An 18,979-nucleotide genomic window follows, 5' to 3' on the forward strand; every position below is an offset into this window, starting at 1 on the left:
GCATTATTTCGCTTTTTTTATCCTAACGGTCTTGTTGTCTTGTATTGGTGCTTTAAGTCTGGTATTAGTTTCGCCCCCATTTTTAATCACTTTTATGATTAACGGATAGGTAAACGAGTTTGGTGGTGAATTAGTAGTCAGTGCGGCTGCGCAAAAGTTTGTCATAGATTATAAACTCGACAGATATCGAACATATTTACCACGGAATTGTGTAAACAAAGATTTGCACTCCGGATGGGCTTTGTTTTAGCTATGGCTAATCGACACATAATCACTTAAGTTTGTAAAAAAACAATAAGACAAGATGGGGCTTTCAGTGCAAGACAATCAGATGAGTATCGCAGATACATTGGGCTTAGGTTTTATGACCTTCGCATTCTTTTTAGGGGCAGGTAACCTAATTTTTCCACCGTTCGCGGGAATGTTAGCGGGTGGTAATATGCCCCTCGCCATGTTGGGTTTTTTGATTACCGCCGTAGGTTTACCTTTAGTTGGACTGATTGCTGTCGCTAAGGCTCAAGGTAAGGTTATGGCTATGCTGCCAGTATTTGCAGCAACGACATTGGCTATCGCGATTTATATCATTATCGGCCCTGCGTTTGCTGCGCCGCGTACCGGTTTAGTGGCTTACGAGATTGGCGCTAAGCCCTTTATCGATGACACCACGGCCACATTTTTACTGGGCAGTTTAGAACTGAATCTGTCGCAACTGCTATACACCATGTGTTTCTTCACTGTGACTATGTTATTGGCGCTTTTCCCTGGCAAGCTGCTCGATAGTGTAGGTAAAGTATTAACGCCTATTTTATTGATCTTGTTGGTTGGATTAGCAGCATCTGTGATGTTTTTACCCGCATCCGAAGTGGGCCAAGCCGTAGGCGATTATCAAAACCATCCGCTGACCAAAGGTATTTTGGAAGGCTACAACACTATGGATACGTTAGCGTCCTTGATGTTTGGTATGCTGATTATCGATATCCTGCGCAAAAAGGGGATTGATCAACCGAGTGCTCAAACTAAATATCTGATCCGCGCCGCCTTTATTGCTGCTGCTGGTTTAGCCTTTGTGTATGTGTCGCTGTTCTTTTTAGGTGCGACCGCAGGCGATATCGCCATCGGTGCTAAAAATGGCGGCGAGATTTTAACGAACTATGTGACCCGTGAATTTGGTGATTTAGGCTCAGTCTTGTTGTCATCGGTCGTGACCTTAGCTTGTTTAACCACAGCGGTTGGCCTTGTGAGTGCATGTTCTGAGTTCTTCAATGAGCTAATGCCTAAACTGTCTTACCGTTTCCTGGTGATCTTCTTAAGCGTGATTTGTGCTGTGATTGCTAACGTGGGCCTAAGTCAGTTGATTGCTATTAGTATTCCCGTATTAATGACGATTTATCCTGTGGCTATTGCTCTTGTGGTTGTGACTTTCCTGACCGCTTATTTTGCGAATCCACAGTTTGCACATCGTGCAGTACTGAGCGTGGCACTGTTTTTCGGCATCTTCGATGGTCTTAAAGTGGCAGCGAAAGGTTTGACTGACGCTGATGGTCAAGCGGTGAATGGCTTAGCGCAGGGCTTTATCCATGTCGTGGATATGATGTCTCCCGTGTTATCTAAGCTGCCACTCTATGAAGAAGGCATGGCTTGGTTACTGCCAACGATTGCAACCATAGTACTGTGTTTAGTGTTTGGTCGTGGTCGTGATCAAACGGCTGCTGCTTAAGCCTTGTACTCGCGTTTTTACGCGGGACTCAGTTAAGCTGATGTAGGCTTAAATCTAGTTAAGTTAATATCAACGGCGTATCATTTGATGACGCCGTTTTTTTATGGAGTTTTTGTGCCTAAGACATATCAGCCCGATCCGCTCATTGATGTTTTTCTTGATGATCTCTGGTCGAGCAAGGGACTGAGTGACAACACCTTATCGGCCTATCGCACCGATCTGCGCCATTTTGATCGTTATCAAGCTCAGCAAGGGGTAACGCTGCTTGCGGTTTCTCAGGCCGATGTCAGAGCGTATTTAGCCTTTAGAGTCGAGCAGGATTTTGCGCGCACCAGTAGCGCTCGGCTGCTCAGCAGTTTACGGCGTTTCTATACCTATTTAGTGCAGACCAAACAGATTTCAGCCGATCCTATGGCCCTAGTTGAGTCGCCTAAATTAACCCGCCATTTGCCGGATTCATTGAGTGAATCACAGGTCGATCGCTTGTTGTCTGAGCCCAATGTGGAAGATGCCGTCGAATGTCGTGACAAAGCCATGCTAGAGCTTTTGTATGCGACAGGCTTGAGGGTGAGCGAGCTCGTTGGCTTGACGATGGAACAGATGAGCCTGCGCCAAGGCTTAGTACGCATTGTGGGTAAGGGCGGCAAAGAGCGTCTTGTGCCGCTGGGTGAATTAGCGATTACCGAAGTTGAGAGCTACATGAAGTTTGCGCGCCAAGAGTTGCTCGGCAATAAACAGTCCGATGTGGTGTTTCCGTCAAAACGCGGGCAGATGATGACGCGGCAAACCTTTTGGCATCGGATTAAGCTGTATGCCCTGCGTGCTGGGATTGAAACCGCATTATCACCGCACACATTGCGCCATGCTTTTGCTACCCATTTGCTTAATCACGGTGCCGATCTGCGGGTAGTGCAATTGCTGTTAGGCCATAGCGACCTGTCGACCACGCAGATTTATACCCATGTGGCGCGGGCAAGGTTGCAGGAATTGCATCAACAGCATCATCCAAGAGGCTGAAAAAGGATTTAGTTACAGCATAAATTTGCTTTCCGCGCGGCTTGTCTGTAACTTTTTGCCACCATACGGGGTCTATTAAGTATATCGCGTTTGAACGACCTCAAAATCTCCTCGTCGAGACCCAATTTATAGGATGTCCCATGAAGTTAACCCGAGCATTATCTTTAATTTTTGCCCTTGTTGTAGCTCCTCTTGCTCACGCCGCAACAGCGACCTCGCCAGATACCGCTGCTATTAAGCAAAAACTGACGGAGATGTTGGATGTTGAAGTCATTTCTATGCAGGATTCGCCGATTGAGGGTTTATATCAAGCCATGACCAACCGCGGCGTGCTCTATATTAGTCGTGATGGATCAAAACTGTTCCACGGCAGTTTGTATGACCTAGATAAAGGCATGAAAAACTTAACGGAAGCAGCATTAGCTGGCCCACGTTTAGAAATGATGAAGCCGCTTGAAGATAATATGCTTGTCTATAAAGCGAAAAATGAAAAACACGTGGTCACTGTATTTACCGACGTCAGCTGTGGTTATTGCCGTAAATTGCACAGCCAAATGGCTGATTACAACAAGCTTGGCATTACCGTACGTTACTTGGCTTTCCCGCGTGCGGGTGTGCCGTCAGCTAACGCCGACGAAATGCAGGCTATCTGGTGCGCTAAAGATCCATTAAAAGCCATGACAGACGCTAAAGCTGGCCAAAAAGTATCTGCCGCCACCTGTGATGCAAAAATTGCTGAGCAATATGCTTTAGGCACCACCTTTGGGGTGAATGGTACGCCGGCAATTGTGTTAGAAGATGGCAATATGATCCCAGGTTATCAACCTCCTGCGGACTTATTACGCACCTTAGAAGCACGTCAGTAACAGTCAAAATAATCAGATTTATCCCACTAAAGGTGAGCTTAAGGCTCACCTTTTTGTTATCTTATCGCCACGATTTCATGAGAGTTTGAGTCCCTTGATCCATAAGATAGTCCGTCGCCCAACCGTTGATGATAGCCATTTACCTGCTCATCTTTCGCCGCTATTGAAGCAGCTTTACGCTCGCCGCGGTGCGCTCACCCACGAATGCGAACTTGTCCTTAAGGGTCTATTAAGGCCTGAAACCATGAAAGGCTTGCCCGAAGCTGCGGCGCTTATTGCCGATGCCATGCAGGCGAATAAGTCGATTCTGATCGTCGGTGATTTTGATGCCGATGGCGCCACATCGACCAGCGTTTGTATGCTGGCGCTACGGATGATGGGGGCGGTGAAAGTGGATTATTTGATCCCCAATCGCTTCGATTACGGCTACGGCTTAAGCCCTGAAATTGTTGCGGTTGCGGCGTCTAAACAGGCTGAAATGCTGATCACTGTCGATAACGGCATTTCATCGATTGATGGTGTTGCCGCAGCCAAAGCCTTTGGTATGCAAGTGGTGATTACCGACCATCATTTACCCGGACACGAGTTGCCCGCTGCCGATGCGATAGTGAATCCGAATCAACCGGGTTGCCCCTTTGCCAGTAAATCGATTGCCGGTGTCGGTGTGGCCTTTTATTTGATGACAGCATTAAGGGCTGAGCTGCGAACGCGAAACTGGTATCAAACTCGCGCTATTGCTGAGCCTAATCTCGGCACGCTGCTCGATATCGTCGCCCTCGGCACCGTTGCCGATGTGGTATCGCTGGATGCCAATAATCGCATTTTAGTCGAAGCAGGTTTGCAGCGCGTGCGAGCGGGTCGTTGCCGTGTGGGGATTACCGCACTGCTTGAAGTGGCGAAGCGAAATCCTGCGCGTATTGTTGCATCCGACTTTGGTTTTGCCGTGGGCCCAAGGCTTAATGCCGCAGGCCGGCTCGATGAAATGGCGCTTGGGGTCGAAACCTTACTCTGTGAAGACATGATGTACGCGCGGCGTATGGCGGCCGAGCTCGATGGGTTAAACCAAGAGCGTCGTGAGCTGGAAGTTGGCATGCAGCAGGAAGCCTTAAAAAGCCTTGAGCAGTTAAAGCTCAACGAAGACGAGTTACCTTGGGGGATCGCGCTATTTCAAGAAGATTGGCACCAAGGCGTCATTGGTATTCTGGCCTCGCGCATTAAAGACAAATACCATAGACCCGTGATCGCCTTTGCCGACGCGGGCAATAACGAAATTAAAGGCTCGGCGCGTTCAATCAAAGGCTTGCACATGCGCGACTTGCTGGAGCTGGTCAACACGCGCCACCCAGGATTGATTATCAAGTTTGGCGGTCATGCGATGGCGGCGGGCTTGTCACTCAAAGCGGGCAGTTTTGCGACCTTTGCTAAAGCCTACGATGACAGCGTACGTGAACTACTCAAACCTGAACTGCTAACCGGCGAGCTGTGGTCCGATGGTGAACTCACTCCCACAGAACTGAATCTTGAGATGGCCCAGTTACTGCGTAATGCCGGGCCTTGGGGGCAAGCCTTCGAGGAGCCGTTGTTCGATGGCTATTTTAAGGTTATCCAGCAGCGGATAGTCGGTGAGCGCCACCTTAAACTCGTGCTTGAAACCCAGTGCGGCACTGTGATGCTCGATGCGATTGCTTTTAATGTGGATTTACAAACTTGGCCCGATGCGACCATTCACCATGCCCGTATCGTTTATAAGCTTGATGTGAATGAGTATCGCGGTAATTTCTCGCTGCAACTCATGGTTGAGCAAATCGAAGCCATGTAGTTGCAGTAATAGATAACGTGGTTATAGCCTAGGTCTTGAATGCCAAATGCTGCACTTAATTGGGGATAAAAAGAGAATTGAGTCATGCCGACATATAGTGTGAGTTGTGATCAAGCGGAAATGGATTTTGAGGTTATTCATGGTTTTATCAGTAACAGCTATTGGGCGCAGGGCATGCCAAAGGCATTGTTGCGTAAAGCGTTAACCAATAGCCTGTGTTTTGCTGTGCTTGATAGTGAAGCTAAACAAGTGGCTTTTGGCCGCTTAATCACAGATAAAGCCACCTTTGCCTACCTTGCCGATGTGTTTGTACTTGAGTCGCACCGTGGCTTAGGCTTAAGCAAGTTGATGATGACATCAATTATGGAACATCCTGATTTACAGGGATTAAGGCGGATAATGCTCGCCACCCGCGACGCCCATGGACTCTACGCCCAGTTTGGTTTCAACGCGGTCGATACGCCTGAAACCTTAATGCAAATTCGGTTAGAGAATCCCTACCTTTAGGCTAGATTTTATTGACGTAAATTCTATAAATATCAAGATAAGGGCATCTGTTATGACAGGAAAAACTCACCCAACGACAGTAGCCGATAGCGTAAAAGTGAAAGGTCCCGCATCTTATTTCCCTTCTATCGAGAAAACCTATGGTCAGCCGATTGCCCACTGGCTAACGTTATTGCAAGGTCTCGAAGGTAAAAAACATATGGAAATGGTGGCTTGGCTTAAGAGTGATCATCAACTCGGTCATGGGCATGCCAATGCGCTGGTGGCGTATTTTATTAACGAAAAAAGTCGATAGCGGTACCTAGCATGACACAATTACAATATGCCTATCTTGCCAGTTTTTCTGTTTCGTCTGCCTTTCTTAATTGGTTACTTGATGGGCAAGTGCCTTGGGTGAGGCTGCTTTGCTTAATCTTGTTGCTTTCAACCATGGGATTTGCCTGTTTGTACCATAGTTTAAAGCGTTCGATAAACTCACAAGACTCGAATAAATCCTATTAAAAACAAGAAGCCAGCTTGCGCTGGCTTCTTAGCTTATGCGGTTAATTTTTAACGATTAGGCCGCTTTCGTATCTGTGGTTTTCGTCTCGGCGATTTCTTCATCGCTGTGACGAATTAAGTAATCAAATGCGCCCAGTGATGCACTCGCGCCGCTGCCCATGGCAATGATAATTTGCTTAAACGGCGTGTCAGTGACATCGCCTGCCGCAAATACTCCAGGGATGGATGTTTGACCACGGGTATCAACAACGATTTCCCCACGTGGCGTCAGTTCAACCACACCTTTTAGCCACTCGGTATTCGGCACTAGCCCAATCTGTACGAAGATACCTGCTAGTGCGACATGGTGACTCTCGCCAGTGGCTCTGTCGGTGTAGTTTAGGCCATTAACCCGAGTGCCATCGCCAGTCACTTCTGTGGTCATGGCTTGGGTAATAATTTTGATGTTACCCATAGACGCTGCTTTACGTTGCAGCACATCGTCGGCGCGTAGGGTTTTATCAAACTCTAGCACAGTGACATGTTCTACTATGTTGGCAAGGTCGATAGCTGCTTCGATACCTGAGTTACCGCCGCCAATCACCGCCACACGTTTGCCTTTAAATAACGGGCCATCGCAATGTGGGCAGTAAGCGACACCTTTGCCGCGGTATTCTTTCTCGCCGGTGACGTTCATTTCACGCCAGCGTGCCCCTGTGGCTAACAATACGGTGCGGCTTCGTAATTTAGCGCCGCTAGCCAGTTCAAGCTCGAACAAGCCATCTGTGCCTAACGACACGGCTTTTTGGTTGTCCATTATGTCGACTTCGTAGTCTCGTACATGGGCTTCAAGGTTTGCCACTAGCTTCGGACCTTCGGTCGCTTTGACCGAAATAAAGTTCTCGATACCAACCGTTTCAGCGACTTGGCCGCCAAATTTATCGGCAACAATACCAGTGCGAAGGCCTTTACGTGCTGCATAAATAGCGGCCGCTGCGCCGGCTGGGCCGCCACCCACCACTAAAACTTCGAATGGGGCTTTTTCATTGATTTCATCGGCCTTGCGGCTTGCGGCATTGGTATCCAACTTATTTAAAATCTCGCCAATGCTGATACGGCCAGCAGCAAACACTTCGCCATTTAAGTAGACAGAAGGCACGGCCATAATGTTACGGCTCGCAACTTCTTCTTGAAACAGGGCGCCGTCGATCATCACGTTGGTGATATTCGGGTTAATCGCCGCCATCATGTTCAGTGCCTGTACTACGTCTGGGCAGTTTTGGCAGGTCAGTGAGACATAGGTTTCAAAGGCATATTTGCCCGGCAGATTGCGGATCTGCTCGATAATGTCATCGCTGAGTTTGATTGGGTGTCCACCCGTGTGCAGTAAAGCCAACACAAGTGAGGTAAATTCGTGACCCATAGGCAGACCCGCAAAGCTGATTTGCGTATTAAGCTCTGGGTTAATCACTGTCATCGCCGGGGTGCGTTCGCCCTGAGTTTCTTTCAGGCTCACCAGAGAAGATAAGCTGACAATGTCTTGCGCTAAGCTTTTTAATTCTTGAGACTTTTTGCTCTCATCTGCAGACACGACAAGTTCAACTGGTCTCTTGAGGTTTTGCAGATAGGTTTGCAGTTGATTTTTTAAATTCGCATCTAACATGTGATGACTCCAAAATCGCGTAAAAGGGAGAGGTAAGGGGGCCAGTCTAGGCCCTTGCAGGGGGCGGGCTCAATCCTTTGCTGCGTGGCGCTACAACTGTGTTGGTTGTAACGCCAATCAGCTTGGGACGCTAGACTGGCGGGGTTGACGCTTTGCAGGCTAAATTAGATTTTGCCAACTAGGTCTAAAGACGGTGCTAATGTGTCGTCACCTGGTTGCCATTTAGCTGGGCAAACTTCACCATCGTGAGTCGCAACATATTGAGCTGCTTGAATTTTACGAACTAGCTCTTGAGCGCTACGACCGATGCCTAAATCGTGAACTTCGCTGACCTTGATTTGGCCTTCTGGGTTAATCACAAAAGTACCACGTAGTGCTAAACCGTCTTCTTCAATCATCACGCCGAAGTTACGGCTGATAGTGCCTGTTGGGTCAGCCAGCATTGGGAAGTTGATCTTCTTGATGGTGTCTGACGTGTCATGCCACGCTTTGTGAGTGAAGTGAGTGTCAGTTGATACTGAGTAAACTTCAACACCCATGCCTTGCAGTTTTTCATAGTGATCAGCCATGTCGCCTAATTCAGTTGGGCAAACAAAGGTAAAATCTGCTGGGTAGAAGAACACAACTGACCATTTACCCAACAGGTCTTGTTCCGTTACTGGAACGAACTCACCATTGTGATAGGCAGTGGCTTTGAATGGTTTGATTGTGCTGTTGATAATTGATTGAGTCATTTTATGCTTCCATTTAGTTGATGATTGCTTAAGTTCATAACGAGGACATTTGCTTGCGTCCTGTCGATGTGAAGCATATTACCGACTCGCTTAAAATTAAGATAACGGATAAAAGCTATTATCCTAATCGATTTAATCGAATGCAAATGCGATTCGGTCGGACTCAATCGGTTTTTCCACAGCTGCTGCGGACTTGGTGTGATTGGGGTTGGATCTGGATTGTATGCGATGACTTTTCAGTGGATAGGTTGAGCTAAATCTCAGGCATAAAAAAGGGATATCAATGATATCCCTTAAATATAAATTCAATTAAAACAAGGCCGCGTTGCGAATGCCGAGGTGTTCGGCAAGTGAGCCGTGATTATTTAGCTTTAGGCTGAGTTAACCAAGTGCTGAGCAAGCGCACGCCGTAACCTGTGGCGCCCGCAGGCACAACGGCGGTATCGGTGGCGGTTAAGGCGTTGCCCGCGATATCGAGATGTGCCCAAGGCTGTTCGCCCGCAAAGCGTTTTAAGAACATGGCCGCAGAGGAAGCGCCCGCGCTACCTTCTTTACCGGTGTTTTTCAGATCCGCGATCGTGGACTTAAGCTCATCATCGTAGGCTTGATCTAAGGGTAGACGCCACACTTTCTCGCCAACCTGTTGTCCCGCATAGGTTAACTGCTGAACCAAGGTTTCTGAGTCGGTAAACAATCCCGCATATACGCTGCCGAGTGCGCCGACTTTAGATCCCGTTAAGGTCGCGACATCCACTATGATGGAAGGCTTATAGTTTTCTCTGGCATACCAGAGGCCATCGGCCAGTACTAAGCGACCTTCGGCATCGGTATTGAGCACTTCAACGGTGAGCCCTTGGGCAGTTTTAATCACATCCCCTGGGATCATCGCGTGGCCAGAGATCATGTTCTCCGCCATCGGCATAATCGCGACTAGGTTGACTGGCGCCTTTTGGAGTGCCATGGCTTTAATGGTGCCAAGCACAGTGGCTGCGCCCGCCATGTCTGACTTCATCCGCGCGATTGAAGTGCCTGTCGCCTTAATGTTGTAACCGCCTGAGTCGAAGGTGATACCTTTACCGACCAGCGCGATTGGCGCGTCTTTGCTGCCCGGCCAATGGGCCACCACTAACTTAGGTGGGCGTTCGCTGCCTTTACCTACTGCCGCCAAGGCGCCAAGTTGTAGGCGTTCGATATCTTTGGCTTCTAATACTGTGACTTTAACGCCGAGGGATTTGAGTTTTCTCGCCTCATTGGCAAAGCTGTCGGGATACATAATGCCTGCGGGTGCGTTGGTGAGATCGCGCGCTAAAAACACGCCAGCTTCAACCGCTTGCAGGTTTTTATGGTGTTTCTGGTTGCCACTTAAATCATCGACGGCGATTTGGTAGTTCTTCTCGGCATGGGTACTCGCCTTGAACTGAGTGTAACGATAGCTGCGCAGTTCAATACCGTGAGCCAGCTCTGAGGCAAATAGTGGCGCGGCCGTTAAACCTTGGGTGAGTACGCGTACTGTAGCTTGGGGAACCGTATCGAGTTTGGCTGCAACATTACCACCGATTGTATTGATATCACCGGGCGTTAGGGTTTTTGCATCGCCAATGCCGACCAGTAAGACCCGCTTAGCATCGATTTCGCTCGGCACTAAAATCTCGAGGATTTCACCTTGCTTGCCGGAAAAGCTGTTATCTGCCGTCGCTAGGTTTAATTGGTCTTGGGTCGACTGAGGTAAAAAATCGATCCCATAGGTGGTAGCATCAGCGCTTTGGAATAGCACTAATGTATCTGAATTCAGTGAGCTACGAGTGTCAAAACTAAAAATCTCGGCGTTAGCATTGAGAGAGTTAAGGCACGCCAGAGCCATAACGCTTAACATAAATTTGTGCTTATTTTTCATGGTGACAGCTCATATCATGGGAGTGTGAGAAGAATATCAAAGCTCAGCCTTAGGGTTAACTAATTTAAGCTATTTTGCTGATATTAATATTAAATCCAAGGCCCAAAGCGTGTCAGTGATCGCTCAAGGGCAAAATCCAATTGTTGCGACAAAGTTTGAGCCTGACTTTTAAGGGCCGAGGTGCCTAAAAGTTGTGGCGATTGGCTGGCAAATATCACCCAATTACCGCCACCAGTGAGGCAAGCATTCACATGGGCAAAGTGCTGTTGTAAGTCAGCCAACAACTCGCGATTTTGGCTATGTTCTTTCCAGCAGTTCAGCACTAAATAACCGTTGGGTTTGATAAGGTTAGTGCATTGCTCAAGGAATACTGGTGAAAGCTGCCCGGTTTCAACACCTTTGGCTGTGTAGATATCGGCAAAAATTACATCGACTTTTTTATGATCGCCTGCGGCTAAAAAGGCGATGGCATCATCATTGATAAGATTGAGCTTTTTACCTATCGGCAGCTGAAAATAGCACTTAGCTAACTCAATCACCGCGGGGCGTAATTCCACTGCCGTTAACTTTATTGCCGCGTCGAAATTACGTAGAGAGTGAATAATCGAGCCGCCACCTAAGCCTAAGACAATGGCGCTCTTGGGCTTACAAAACAGTAAAACCAACAACATGGCTTGCACATAAGTGTGCTGGGGAATATGGGGCGCCGCCTTGAGGATTTTACTCTGCTCGTCGTTGTCCCCAAAGGACAGGATCCGTGAGTCGTCGTAATCGATTACGCGGATTGGGCCTAGTGCGTCTTGGGTTTCATGTAAGAGGGTAGAATCGGCCATATTGGGTTTATTACTCGGTTTCGCTGCTTGGCTAGCTTGCACAGGCTATAACTGCTCGCGCAAAAAAGTTAGAATTCAGACAGTTTTAGTTAATTGAGCCGCTATTATGACAAATCAAATCCTGCTTGCCTGTATTTATCTTGCAGTGTTTATCTTTTTACAGCGCGCCTTAACCCATTGGGTGAGAAAACTGGCGCAAATGAAGCAAGTGAGTGTGGCGCGGACCAGTTTAGTCACTCGTTTTATCTCTTATGTGATGTTTTTTATTACTCTGTCATTGATGGCGGTCTCGCTCGGGCTGGGATATCAAGATGTGTCGCTATTTGTGTCATCCGCCTTCGCTGTGATGGGCGTGGCATTAGTCGCCCAGTGGTCGATATTGAGTAATTTAACCGCTGGCGTGCTGATCTTTTTCGTGTTTCCTTACCGTATCGGCGAGCGCATTCGAGTCGTGGATAAGGATGAAGATATTAGCGGTGTGATTATCGAAATCGCGTTATTCCATGTGCTAATCCACCGCGATAACGGCGATACCATTACTTATCCCAATAACTTAATGCTGCAAAAGGCAGTGTTAAAGCTCGCCGATCAGACTCCCTTAGCCGAACGTCAGGCTTTACTCGAAGGCAAGAAGAAGTTTGATCCTGAGTAGTTTGGCTAGCTGCGCAGTGCTACATTGATTATCAAACTGTTGTGAGTGATTGCCGGGGCTCTTAATCCTATTATCTTCTCATTATGTTTGCTTGCTTACTGAGTGTTTACTAACAAATACAGGGGGTTTTATTACATGCCACGCTGTTTTTTTACCTCATACTGTGCTTGAACGCACGGTTTAGTTATTCACTCTGCTTAGACTTCGCCCTTTTGTTTTTAAGGGAGAATTCAATGAAATCTAAACTTCTAGCTGTGACTATCGCGGCGGTGTTAACGACTCAATTAACGGCCTGTATGGGGCAAATGGGTTTAAGCCAAATGGTGACTAAGGGAAATTTAAGTGCAGTGGATAACCGTTATGGTCGTGCTGGGCTGTTTATTCTATTGAGCCCGATTTATGGCATTGCGGCTACAGGCGATTTGTTTATCGTGAATACTATCGAGTTTTGGACGGGTAAAAATCCCATTACCGATAAATCTCCTGCTGTGGTAGATATGCCCGTCGATGCTATTTTCAAGCTTAACCCCCATGTAAGTGATGAGCTAAAGTCAGCCCCTGTAAAACTCACACAGGCACAAATTACCTATCCTGATGAACAAACCGTCGCTATGACCTTAGCCTATGAAGACGGCAGCACTCAGTTATTAGCGGGCCGTAAATCCGGTGATGATGTAGATTTTTTTCTTGATAATATTTTTATTACCCGTGTTAGCAATCAAGAATTAGTTGCCTATAGCGAAAGTCGTTTGCTGGATGCTGAGGTAAACCCTGCAGCATAAGGCGATTAGCTGAAGCCCAATTTGTTATTGGGTATCAAAATTAGCGAATTTATTCCAGCCCCTCAATAGGGGCTTTATTCTCCATAGGCCGATGTAAGACCGTATTTAGCCATTTAACCAATACTAATTCGATAGCGCTTGAGTACCAGATTCTCAACAACCCAATACAGGCCAGATAGGGATAGCAACAAGGTCAGTATGCCCAGCAGCCAGCTAAAGGGGTTGTTGAAGCTGCCTTGATTGAGGTAATCCATAAAGTGCAATTTAAACATCAAGTCGGCGATATCTGTGTGGTCATTTTTATGGCCAACTAATTCACCGTTAACCGCATTGATGTAAATCCGCGTCGACAGGTCATCATCCATACGTATTTGCCACAGTGAATTGCACTGGGTTGGCCATTCGCTAATGGGGGCTGAGATTTGCTTAACTTGGGTAATCTTGCCCGGCCCTGTGTAACTTTCAAGCGCCAGTTGTTGTGCGCTTTGTTTATCAATGAGTAAGACATTGCCTGTATAAGCATCAATCAAGGTTTGCTGCTGGCACTGGTGTGCATAGCGCTGCACCTTGGCATCGAGTACATATACGGGTTGACCTGCGAGCGCCACTAATGTCAGGCTTTCAACCTGAGTGTGCTTCGCCAGCAAGGGGGCGATATCCACGAGCTTTTGTGTCTCAAACGCTTGCCTTTGCGGCTCAGGATGATGGCTCAGCTGGTACTCCATTCCCTTGAGTTCATCATGGGGCGTTAAATTGAAATAGACCCCAGTAACCAGCCAAAGTAGCAGTTGAATGCTAACTATGGCACCGAGCCAATAGTGGGCGATTTTGACCCAGCGTTTGAAGCGTTTGCTGTGAGGTTTAGGTTTATGTTTAGATTTAAGTTTCGGCATCATCTCAGATACTTCCTTCTGCGTTGCCACAGTAAAACAAAGCCGGCTAACACAGCCACAATAGAGATTAGAGCCGTGGTCAGCAGCAGAAGATTGTCGATGGCTTCACCTTCGTCGTAATCCATAATGTGCCATTTCCAAAAGAGATCGAATAAACGCCAATAGTCATGTCTACGCGTGACTAACTCTCCCGTTGTCGCTGATAGGTAAAGGCTTGTAGCTGCGCTATCGTTAAAATCCATTCTCCAAACGGGCAAGTATCGCGGCGCTAATTCCGCAGGGGCGATATCGGTGTACAGGGTTGCACTAATAAGCTTAGCCTCGACGGCTAAAGACCCGTGATGCTGATAGTTTGAAGCTATCATTCGGGCTTGTTTCTCCGTTATTGAAGGCAATAACTCACCCGAATCTGCGTTCACGAGAATGGACTTATCGCTCAGTTTAATCCGGTAGTATAGGGTATCAGTGACTGAGGTTAACGCGATTGCTTGAGCCTTAGGGAAACGTTCATAAACCGCTGCCATTGGGTAATGGATCTGGCTGGGATCGATATGCTTTATGTCTTGCACTTTAATATGATCGCCACGGATAAACCCAAGATCCATTAAGACAAAATAGCTGCCGGTGACTGACCAGATCCCAATCGGCAGTACCAGCAATAGCATCAACCATCGGTGCAGAAAGTGTGCCGATGAGACTCGTTTAAGTGTGTTAACCCGCTTCAAATTGATGACTCACCTTTTATTTAATTTAGCCAGCTTGCTTAAGGGGATTGCCCCCTTAAGCCCAAAGCATTACAGAACCCATTTCATCCCGACATAGTAACGACGTCCCATTAGGTCGTACGTCATAGTGTTGGTATTACCGTCGGTATAGCTTTGATGATATGGCGCTTGCTTGTCGAACAGATTATCGATACCTGCTGTGAAAGCAATATTGTTGTCCATTTGATAATGAACCTGTGCGTTATGGTAAGTGAGCGCATCAACTGAGTCACCTATCTCTGCGGCATTGGCATATTGATCATCCGCCGCGCCAATATACTGAATGTTGTAGCTAAAGCGCCAATTGTCATTAGTGACATCAAAATAGAGGTTTGAGCGCCATTTGGTGTAGCTACCATCATAACCTATGGTGCCTGCTCGAGACTCAACGGGGGCGCCGGCGTAGGTTTGCAGATCGTATTGATCTAAATAGCTCAGCTCCCAAGTCGTATTTGTCACAACGTTGCCCATCTCTTTCTGGTAAAACATCGCCATATCAACACCTGAAACCACTTCGTTGGCGGCGTTGCCCAGTTGTGTTTGTAAATAGGTGATGTTGCCTGTCATTGCGTCTCGCACAAAATGTTCGTCGCTACAGAAAGGATGTGTCATCCCTTTGCTGTCGTAACAGGCGGCTAATTTGCTCGAACCATTGACTGAGTTAATGGCGTTATCAATCTCAATTTTGTAGTAATCGAGCGTGATATTGAGCCCTTCAATAAACCCCAGATCCCAAACAATACCGGCTGTAAAGGTATTGGCTTCTTCTGGTTCAAGTTCAGCATTGCCACCACGGTCGGTTAATATTGTGCCTTCTTGTTTATAATTCGTTGGCACGTTTGATACCATACAATTAGCGTATCGATTCGAGCTAGGGTCGAGCTTGGCCCACTCGCTACAAGGATCCGTGGTATTCATGGAGCCTTGATCTATGCCGCCAAACAACTCAGGAATATTCGGTACTCTGAATGCTGTAGATTGGGTGGCCCGCAGCGTCACTGCGTCATTGACGACCCACAGCAGCCCCATTTTATAATTGGTATCGCCACCGAAGGTATCAAAATAGGAATATCGCAACGCCGCAGTTAATTCGACCGACTTGGCAAAGGGCAGGCCGCTTAACATAGGTAACAAGGTTTCAAGATAGATTTCGTCGGCAGTGTAACGACCATCAATCGGATCTTGCTGAGCTGAGTTTGCTTCACCACTGATTTTAAGTGGGTCTGGATCATTCCATCCTTTCTCGTTTCTGTGCTCTAGTCCTGCAGCAAAACTCATCATGCCCGCGGGTAACTGCCATAGATCGCCCGTGATATTCGTTGTTAGGCTAAACTGCTCATTGCCGCCGCTATCACGCATATTAAACAGGAAATAGTCCAGCATTTCAGGTGTGAGTGAGCCAGCTCCCCAAAAGTCGGCGCAGGGGACATTGGGATCAAGATGACAACTGCTATAGTCTGTCGCCTCGGCAAGACGAGCCTTATTAATGACATTGGTCACTTCATAGGAACCACGGTTACTGCCGAAGTTAACTGCAGCATCCCATTGCCAACCGTTGTCTAAATCCCCTCTAAAACCTGCCACTAAGCGCCAAGTATCCGCTTGAATATTAAATTGTCGGGGAGCTTCTGCCAGTCTACGACTCTGGAGCAGAAAGTCTGCATCGGTCGGGTTTGACTCATGCCATGCAGGAATGACTATTCCTGACACCGATTGCGGAGAAGCGGGTAATTGTGAGCTACGGCGAGTGTACATAGCTTCAGCAAACACTTGGCTGCTTGCCGTTAAGTCATATTCACCGTAGGCAAAAAGATTGACTCGCTCGTTAGGTTGAACCGCATTAAAGTACTGATAAGTATTGTCTTTATGGCTACTTGTGTATGGCGTGCTTCCCGTTGGTAAAAGCATTAACGGATCGCCGATTGGATTACCATTGGTATCAATGAAATGGCCTCTGCCTCCTGGAAGCGCCGAGCTACCGCCACACACTAGCTCACCATTCACTTCCTCAAGCGGACAAGACGCGCGACTCAGCATATCGACGGCTTGGGTTTTATCGTAACTCATCGCCACATATGCACTGCCCCGCTCACCGACATGACCGAGGGCAAGGTCGAGCTTGTACTGTTCACCATCATTTTGCTCGGTTATGCCAGTTCGTGCTTGAAACTCAACCCCTTCGATTTGCTGCCGAGTGATGATATTGACCACGCCAGCAACCGCGTCGGCACCATAAATGGCGGATGCACCATCTTTTAATACCTCGATTCGTTCAACCACGCTAATGGGAATGGTATTAAGATCTACGGAGGAGTTTGCCCCAGTGCCACTGTTCAGCATACGTCGACCATTGAGCAGTACGAGTGTGCGATTTACCCCTAATCCACGCAGATTAACTTGGGTTGAACCATAGCCACCTTCAGTCCAATAGGCATTCGTTTGATTACCCGCAAACCCCGCAGAGGCTGTCATTCTTTGCAGTAATACTTCAACTGAAGTGGCACCGGTTTTCTCGATATCTTGCGCGGTAAAAACGGTCATAGGCGCAGTGGAAGCTATCTCTTCCCTTTGAATTCGACTCCCTGTAATGGCAATCCTTTCGATGGTAGTGGGAGTCGATACTTGAGGTTTAATTGCAGATGCTGGCAACATTGCTTCAGTTTCGGCTTCGGCTGCTAACCCTGAAAAAGTGGCCATGCTGGCTAGGGATATTGCCATTGAAGTCATTACTGCGGAGCGGGTCATAATAAGCCTATGAAAGGTCTGTTTAAATAATGGTATGTTTTATATAGGATTAAGTGGGTATCTCAATAAAAACTCAACGACCTGCGACACTGTGTCACACCCCTAATGCGCAGTTTATAATAAAGTGCTGATATAATCGCCGCTCACTAAAGGTTTGGAAGTTCAACCATGTGGGCCCGCAGCGTGTTTTTTTGTTTTACAGATATGATGATTCGGAATGGTGTAAATGGGAGGATAAGAGCATGCAAGCGCAAGTGCAGAACAAGTTTGAACGCTATCCTGAGCATATAACACCCTTGCTATTACGGATCCGAACTTTGGTTTTTGCGATTGCTGAAGCGCAGGATTTAGGTGCGGTGGAAGAAAGCTTAAAATGGGGCGAGCCGAGTTATTCAGTTAAAAATGGCAGTACAGTAAGATTTGACTGGAAGCCAAAATATCCCGAACAATACTGCCTATTCTTTAATTGTAAAACTAAGCTGGTTGATACATTTCGAGAGCTACATTCCCATGCGCTGCAGTTTGAAGGGAATCGAGCCATAGTGTTAAGTATCCATGATCCCTTGCCAGAATCCGCGATTTCCCAATGTATTGAATTATCGTTGAAATACAAAAGTATCAAACATCTACCTTTACTAGGTGCTTAGTTTCATTAAATAAAAAGATGATGAATCACTAAAGCCATAATGTTTGTTAAGGTTATAGCTTGTTTCAGTGAGCGTGTTTTAGTGGTTTATTAAACGTAAATAGTGCGGCGAGTTAAGTCTTTTTGGACAACCCGCCACACTATTTGAGCGATACAATAAAGGTTTAACGATGTAATTAAAGATTGCTGACTTTTTGTGGTAAGCCGTTTCAAAGCTAATTATCGCAGCACCCTGTGAAAAAACGCTACCGCTTGCAGGTACATTTGCAGTGCGAGTGCGGGATCGTAGCGTTCGCCTTCATCACGCATAAAGGCGTGTTGGGCGTTAACTTCAAGCCAAGTGAAATTACGGTTCAGCGCCATTAATTGCTGGTGGATTAACACTCGACCTTCAGCTGATACATGGGGATCTTGCTTGCCGAACACTAACACTAATTCCCCTTGAATATCACCGCTGCGGCTCAGAGAGTCATTGCCGTAGGCGCAGGGCAGGGTGTTGGAGTGTATGTCGGTTGGATAGAGGCAAAATGCACCTAAAATAGCGGGGTTGAGTGCGGCGCGGTAGGCCAAGTGGCCGCCGATACACACGCCCATACTGCCCACTTTGCCATTGCAGTAAGCTTGTTGATGGGCAAAGTCGACTAATGCTTGGGTGTCGCTGTCGTGGTGTTCTAAAGGTTTCGCAAACTTATCGGCGTTGCCTTTGTCTTTACCCGGTTCATCGTAGGCGAGCACTGTGCCTAAAGGATTGAGTTCATGGAATACTTCCGGCACAAATACCACAAAACCGTGGCCAGCAAGAATTGTCGCAGCGCGTGCAATAGGTGCCGTTTGCTGAAAAATTTCGGAATAAAAGATGATGCTTGGGAATTGCCCCTGTGCTTCTGGGCGGTAGATATAAGTGCGCATTAGCCCTGAAGGCGTGGAGATATCCTGAGTTTCCTGAGTGACTAACATATTTAGTTCT

General features: G+C 47.3%; 17 protein-coding genes. 9 read left to right on the forward strand and 8 right to left on the reverse strand.

Annotated features, from left to right (window positions below; all coding sequences use genetic code 11):
* Positions 1 to 304 precede the first annotated feature (304 nt).
* From brnQ to Q4Q52_RS18005, 6 genes are all read left to right on the forward strand, one after another.
* The gene (gene brnQ / locus Q4Q52_RS17980) at positions 305 to 1,717 is read left to right on the forward strand and encodes a branched-chain amino acid transport system II carrier protein (RefSeq protein WP_311991263.1); all 1,413 of its coding nucleotides are present in this window, start codon (positions 305 to 307) and stop codon (positions 1,715 to 1,717) included.
* Positions 1,718 to 1,831: 114 nt separating this feature from the next.
* On the forward strand, positions 1,832 to 2,734 hold the full coding sequence (xerD, locus tag Q4Q52_RS17985; protein ID WP_006080351.1) for a site-specific tyrosine recombinase XerD: 903 nt from the start codon (positions 1,832 to 1,834) through the stop codon (positions 2,732 to 2,734).
* 140 nt (positions 2,735 to 2,874) lie between these two features.
* Positions 2,875 to 3,600 carry a bifunctional protein-disulfide isomerase/oxidoreductase DsbC gene (gene dsbC / locus Q4Q52_RS17990; protein ID WP_311991264.1) on the forward strand — a complete coding sequence of 242 codons (726 nt, stop codon included), beginning with the start codon at positions 2,875 to 2,877 and terminating at the stop codon, positions 3,598 to 3,600.
* A 94-nt stretch (positions 3,601 to 3,694) separates the two neighbouring features.
* Positions 3,695 to 5,419 carry a single-stranded-DNA-specific exonuclease RecJ gene (gene recJ, locus Q4Q52_RS17995; RefSeq protein WP_311991265.1) on the forward strand — a complete coding sequence of 575 codons (1,725 nt, stop codon included), beginning with the start codon at positions 3,695 to 3,697 and terminating at the stop codon, positions 5,417 to 5,419.
* A gap of 84 nt (positions 5,420 to 5,503) precedes the next feature.
* Positions 5,504 to 5,926 (forward strand): GNAT family N-acetyltransferase, encoded by a 423-nt coding sequence (locus Q4Q52_RS18000; protein WP_311991266.1) that lies wholly within the window; start codon positions 5,504 to 5,506, stop codon positions 5,924 to 5,926.
* Positions 5,927 to 5,978: 52 nt separating this feature from the next.
* A complete protein-coding gene (locus tag Q4Q52_RS18005; RefSeq protein WP_311889764.1) occupies positions 5,979 to 6,221 on the forward strand; it encodes a DUF4287 domain-containing protein in 243 nt (80 codons plus the stop codon).
* A gap of 261 nt (positions 6,222 to 6,482) precedes the next feature.
* Here the strand turns inward: Q4Q52_RS18005 and ahpF are convergent, their stop codons facing one another.
* The 4 genes from ahpF to Q4Q52_RS18025 all read right to left on the reverse strand — a co-directional run bounded on the left by ahpF (position 6,483) and on the right by Q4Q52_RS18025 (position 11,530).
* Complete coding sequence (gene ahpF / locus Q4Q52_RS18010; RefSeq protein ID WP_311991267.1) at positions 6,483 to 8,069, reverse strand: alkyl hydroperoxide reductase subunit F; 1,587 nt, start codon at positions 8,067 to 8,069, stop codon at positions 6,483 to 6,485.
* Positions 8,070 to 8,233: 164 nt separating this feature from the next.
* Positions 8,234 to 8,803: an alkyl hydroperoxide reductase subunit C gene (gene ahpC / locus Q4Q52_RS18015; protein WP_063884140.1), complete on the reverse strand. Its 570-nt coding sequence runs from the start codon at positions 8,801 to 8,803 to the stop codon at positions 8,234 to 8,236.
* A 361-nt stretch (positions 8,804 to 9,164) separates the two neighbouring features.
* Positions 9,165 to 10,697, reverse strand: a complete 1,533-nt coding sequence (locus tag Q4Q52_RS18020) for a leucyl aminopeptidase (protein ID WP_311991268.1) — start codon at positions 10,695 to 10,697, stop codon at positions 9,165 to 9,167.
* Positions 10,698 to 10,786: 89 nt separating this feature from the next.
* Positions 10,787 to 11,530 carry a spermidine synthase gene (locus Q4Q52_RS18025; protein WP_311991277.1) on the reverse strand — a complete coding sequence of 248 codons (744 nt, stop codon included), beginning with the start codon at positions 11,528 to 11,530 and terminating at the stop codon, positions 10,787 to 10,789.
* Between the two features lie 106 nt (positions 11,531 to 11,636).
* Here Q4Q52_RS18025 and Q4Q52_RS18030 point away from each other — a divergent pair, with 106 nt between their 5' ends.
* Together Q4Q52_RS18030 and Q4Q52_RS18035 are read left to right on the forward strand one after the other, a co-directional pair.
* Entirely contained in the window at positions 11,637 to 12,182 is a 546-nt protein-coding gene (locus tag Q4Q52_RS18030) for a mechanosensitive ion channel family protein (protein ID WP_106651494.1), read from the forward strand.
* Between the two features lie 233 nt (positions 12,183 to 12,415).
* A complete protein-coding gene (locus tag Q4Q52_RS18035) occupies positions 12,416 to 12,964 on the forward strand; it encodes a DUF3332 domain-containing protein (protein ID WP_261272210.1) in 549 nt (182 codons plus the stop codon).
* A gap of 113 nt (positions 12,965 to 13,077) precedes the next feature.
* Here the strand turns inward: Q4Q52_RS18035 and Q4Q52_RS18040 are convergent, their stop codons facing one another.
* The 3 genes from Q4Q52_RS18040 to Q4Q52_RS18050 form a co-directional block, all read right to left on the reverse strand.
* Positions 13,078 to 13,860, reverse strand: a complete 783-nt coding sequence (locus tag Q4Q52_RS18040; RefSeq protein ID WP_311991269.1) for a PepSY domain-containing protein — start codon at positions 13,858 to 13,860, stop codon at positions 13,078 to 13,080.
* Positions 13,857 to 14,522, reverse strand: coding sequence for a peptidase (locus Q4Q52_RS18045; protein ID WP_311905253.1), 666 nt, complete (start codon positions 14,520 to 14,522; stop codon positions 13,857 to 13,859). The genes Q4Q52_RS18040 and Q4Q52_RS18045 overlap by 4 nt, the downstream gene beginning before the upstream one ends.
* 129 nt (positions 14,523 to 14,651) lie before the next feature.
* Positions 14,652 to 17,366: a TonB-dependent receptor gene (locus tag Q4Q52_RS18050; RefSeq protein ID WP_409373434.1), complete on the reverse strand. Its 2,715-nt coding sequence runs from the start codon at positions 17,364 to 17,366 to the stop codon at positions 14,652 to 14,654.
* 242 nt (positions 17,367 to 17,608) lie between these two features.
* Here Q4Q52_RS18050 and Q4Q52_RS18055 point away from each other — a divergent pair, with 242 nt between their 5' ends.
* Complete coding sequence (locus Q4Q52_RS18055) at positions 17,609 to 18,013, forward strand: DUF1801 domain-containing protein (RefSeq protein WP_259573063.1); 405 nt, start codon at positions 17,609 to 17,611, stop codon at positions 18,011 to 18,013.
* Between the two features lie 218 nt (positions 18,014 to 18,231).
* Here Q4Q52_RS18055 and Q4Q52_RS18060 read toward each other — a convergent pair whose 3' ends face one another.
* The gene (locus Q4Q52_RS18060) at positions 18,232 to 18,969 is read right to left on the reverse strand and encodes a dienelactone hydrolase family protein (protein ID WP_311991271.1); all 738 of its coding nucleotides are present in this window, start codon (positions 18,967 to 18,969) and stop codon (positions 18,232 to 18,234) included.
* Positions 18,970 to 18,979 lie beyond the last annotated feature (10 nt).

Source organism: Shewanella sp. SP1S2-4, from assembly GCF_031932075.1.
Lineage (GTDB): Bacteria > Pseudomonadota > Gammaproteobacteria > Enterobacterales > Shewanellaceae > Shewanella > Shewanella baltica.

Bases quoted from the DNA above. Each gene is read 5' to 3' on its own strand.
- brnQ (WP_311991263.1), top strand. From the start codon at position 305: ATGGGGCTTTCAGTGCAAGACAATCAGATGAGTATCGCAGATACATTG.
- dsbC (WP_311991264.1), top strand. From the start codon at position 2,875: ATGAAGTTAACCCGAGCATTATCTTTAATTTTTGCCCTTGTTGTAGCT.
- Q4Q52_RS18000 (WP_311991266.1), top strand. From the start codon at position 5,504: ATGCCGACATATAGTGTGAGTTGTGATCAAGCGGAAATGGATTTTGAG.
- Q4Q52_RS18005 (WP_311889764.1), top strand. From the start codon at position 5,979: ATGACAGGAAAAACTCACCCAACGACAGTAGCCGATAGCGTAAAAGTG.
- ahpF (WP_311991267.1), bottom strand. From the start codon at position 8,069: ATGTTAGATGCGAATTTAAAAAATCAACTGCAAACCTATCTGCAAAAC.
- ahpC (WP_063884140.1), bottom strand. From the start codon at position 8,803: ATGACTCAATCAATTATCAACAGCACAATCAAACCATTCAAAGCCACT.
- Q4Q52_RS18020 (WP_311991268.1), bottom strand. From the start codon at position 10,697: ATGAAAAATAAGCACAAATTTATGTTAAGCGTTATGGCTCTGGCGTGC.
- Q4Q52_RS18025 (WP_311991277.1), bottom strand. From the start codon at position 11,530: ATGGCCGATTCTACCCTCTTACATGAAACCCAAGACGCACTAGGCCCA.
- Q4Q52_RS18030 (WP_106651494.1), top strand. From the start codon at position 11,637: ATGACAAATCAAATCCTGCTTGCCTGTATTTATCTTGCAGTGTTTATC.
- Q4Q52_RS18035 (WP_261272210.1), top strand. From the start codon at position 12,416: ATGAAATCTAAACTTCTAGCTGTGACTATCGCGGCGGTGTTAACGACT.
- Q4Q52_RS18040 (WP_311991269.1), bottom strand. From the start codon at position 13,860: ATGATGCCGAAACTTAAATCTAAACATAAACCTAAACCTCACAGCAAA.
- Q4Q52_RS18045 (WP_311905253.1), bottom strand. From the start codon at position 14,522: ATGCTATTGCTGGTACTGCCGATTGGGATCTGGTCAGTCACCGGCAGC.
- Q4Q52_RS18050 (WP_409373434.1), bottom strand. From the start codon at position 17,366: ATGACCCGCTCCGCAGTAATGACTTCAATGGCAATATCCCTAGCCAGC.
- Q4Q52_RS18055 (WP_259573063.1), top strand. From the start codon at position 17,609: ATGCAAGCGCAAGTGCAGAACAAGTTTGAACGCTATCCTGAGCATATA.
- Q4Q52_RS18060 (WP_311991271.1), bottom strand. From the start codon at position 18,969: ATGTTAGTCACTCAGGAAACTCAGGATATCTCCACGCCTTCAGGGCTA.